The following is a 2,293-nucleotide window of genomic DNA, read 5'->3' on the forward strand; positions in this document are numbered from 1 at the left end:
GGCGTTCGGAAGGCTGGAGCGCACCGTCTGCAACCGCTGCCAATGCGGGTTTAGAGCTCGGCGGGTCAGTGGACGGTCGTTCCCGAGTTCGATCGTACCCCAACACGCCGGTCTAGTTTACGCACAAGTCTCTCGCTGGAATAAGCAAGATTGACCGCTTAATAATATTGCTCTGCTTCCTATGGGAGGCAGAGCCTTTTTGAAGAATGATGAGCTTGTCTTAGTTCGTAATGCATACCGTTATAGTGGCCAAAATCTGAAAGATGGCGCCCCTCCTTGGGGCCGCTCTTTACCCGTTTCCTATATGGAATGGGTATCAAGAGTCAGATTTTCACCGCCAGATCGGCCTTTTCTTCGTTGTAAACGGATCCGGTTCCCGAGGAGCCGCTTAAGCCGTAGGGTTTTAACTGGCCATGGCCTGCATCTCAGACACGCCATCACGCAGCACGTAGCCACGGCCCCAGACGGTCTCGATGTAGTTCTTGCCTGACGACGCGTTGGCGAGCTTCTTACGCAGCTTGCAGATGAACACGTCGATGATCTTCAGCTCGGGCTCGTCCATGCCACCGTAGAGGTGGTTGAGGAACATCTCCTTGGTGAGCGTCGTGCCCTTCCGGAGAGAGAGGAGTTCCAGCACCTGGTACTCTTTACCCGTCAGGTTTACGCGGTTGCCCGCGATCGCCACGGTCTTCTCGTCGAGGTTCACAACCAGATCGCCAGTGGTGATGACCGACTGGGCATGGCCCTGCGAACGCCGGACGATGGCGTGGATGCGGGCGACGAGTTCGTCCTTGTGGAACGGCTTGGTGAGGTAGTCGTCGGCGCCGAAGCCGAGGCCTTTCACCTTGTCCTCGATGCTGCCCATGCCGGACAAGATCAAGATCGGTGTTTTCACCTTGGACACGCGTAGGGCGCGCAGCACCTCGTAGCCGGAGATATCCGGCAGGGTAAGGTCGAGAAGAATAATGTCGTAATCGTAGAGCTTGCCGAGGTCGACCCCCTCCTCACCGAGATCGGTGGTGTAGGTATTGAAACGCTCGGACTTGAGCATCAATTCGATGCTCTGCGCGACTGACGCGTCGTCCTCGATCAATAGGACACGCATAGGTTGGCTCCTCTACAATTTAATATTTCCTATAGAAACATTTCTAATAAAGTCTTAAGGCAACTCTGTGCGCATGGATCAATCGCTGTTCGTCGGTATAGGTTGCTTTAGCTTGGACGTGACCCGTTCAAAATTCTTCATATTTTTCAGTGCCTTGTCAGAATAGGAAACGTTTATGGACGATATGACATCTCTGCCGGGATCCGACCATCTCGCCCTCGCGGCCGATCTTGTCGTGGCCTACGTCGCCCACAATTCAGTTCCAACCTCTGAACTGCCGGCGTTGATCGCCAACATCCACGCTGCCCTCTTTGGCTTGGTAGGGGGAACATCGGTCGAGCTTCCGACGAGAGAGAAGCTGACGCCGGCGCAAATCAAAAAGTCGATCACGCCGGATGCGCTGATCAGCTTCGAGGACGGCAAACCCTACAAGACCCTGCGTCGGCATCTCACCATCAGAGGCCTGACGCCCGAGGCCTATCGTGCAAAGCATGGTCTGCCGGCTGATTATCCGATGACGTCGGCTGCGTACTCGGCACAGCGCTCTGCGCTTGCTCAAAGTCTTGGGCTTGGTCGGAAGGGGCGCATAGCGTCGTCGTCTGAAACCTCCCAAGATGGGTCGACCTTGGATGACGCCGCTCCGGCAAAGCGCCGTGGTAGGCCGCCGGGTAAGGCAAAGACGCTTGCGGCCGCCTGATCGGCGATTGTCCCAACGGCTTGGTCACAGCAGCTGATACGGCCCTCGGAACAGGTCACCAGAGGCCTTGCGACGAAACAGCGTCCGCCATCGGCGGCGCTGATGTTCGGGGCGGTCGTGGTTCATATGACAGCGCTGGCAGAAGGCCGCGAGGTTCTTGTTGGCGTTGTTGGCCGTGTCGTGATCACGATGAGCTGTCGCCAATACCACCTTGGTCGGGCGCAGATGTGTGAGCTCTTCGAAGCTCGATAGGACCTGCAGAACATGCCCGGTTCCATCGCGCCATGAGCCGGTCGCGGCGTCCCACCAGCGTCCATCGCCCAGATGATAGATCGTCTGCTCGTGCGGCCGCCCGCACCCTTCGCAGACGCCCCCCGCCCGTCGAAAACGAATCTCGGCCGAGAGCTGGGGCCAATCGATCGGATAGAAGAAACGATGCTCGCGCCGGATCGGCATCGGATCAGCTCTTCCCTGCCAAGGCCGCCTGGCTG

3 protein-coding genes are annotated in these 2,293 nt (G+C 57.7%); 1 reads left to right on the top strand and 2 read right to left on the bottom strand.

Annotated elements, in window-relative coordinates:
• Nucleotides 1-403 precede the first annotated feature (403 nt).
• Nucleotides 404-1,105: a response regulator transcription factor CtrA gene (locus G3T14_RS23785; RefSeq protein ID WP_163644952.1), complete on the bottom strand. Its 702-nt coding sequence runs from the start codon at nt 1,103-1,105 to the stop codon at nt 404-406.
• A gap of 184 nt (nt 1,106-1,289) precedes the next feature.
• Here G3T14_RS23785 and G3T14_RS23790 point away from each other — a divergent pair, with 184 nt between their 5' ends.
• On the top strand, nt 1,290-1,802 hold the full coding sequence (locus G3T14_RS23790; protein ID WP_163644954.1) for a MucR family transcriptional regulator: 513 nt from the start codon (nt 1,290-1,292) through the stop codon (nt 1,800-1,802).
• A 24-nt stretch (nt 1,803-1,826) separates the two neighbouring features.
• On the opposite strand, the gene G3T14_RS23795 is transcribed toward G3T14_RS23790, so the two are convergent.
• Nucleotides 1,827-2,258, bottom strand: a complete 432-nt coding sequence (locus G3T14_RS23795) for a hypothetical protein (protein WP_163644953.1) — start codon at nt 2,256-2,258, stop codon at nt 1,827-1,829.
• Nucleotides 2,259-2,293: the final 35 nt, after the last annotated feature.

This window comes from Methylobacterium sp. BTF04, from assembly GCF_010692745.1.
Lineage (GTDB): Bacteria > Pseudomonadota > Alphaproteobacteria > Rhizobiales > Beijerinckiaceae > Methylobacterium.

Coding starts and splice junctions, on each gene's coding strand:
- G3T14_RS23785 (WP_163644952.1), bottom strand. CDS start 1,105: ATGCGTGTCCTATTGATCGAGGACGACGCGTCAGTCGCGCAGAGCATC.
- G3T14_RS23790 (WP_163644954.1), top strand. CDS start 1,290: ATGACATCTCTGCCGGGATCCGACCATCTCGCCCTCGCGGCCGATCTT.
- G3T14_RS23795 (WP_163644953.1), bottom strand. CDS start 2,258: ATGCCGATCCGGCGCGAGCATCGTTTCTTCTATCCGATCGATTGGCCC.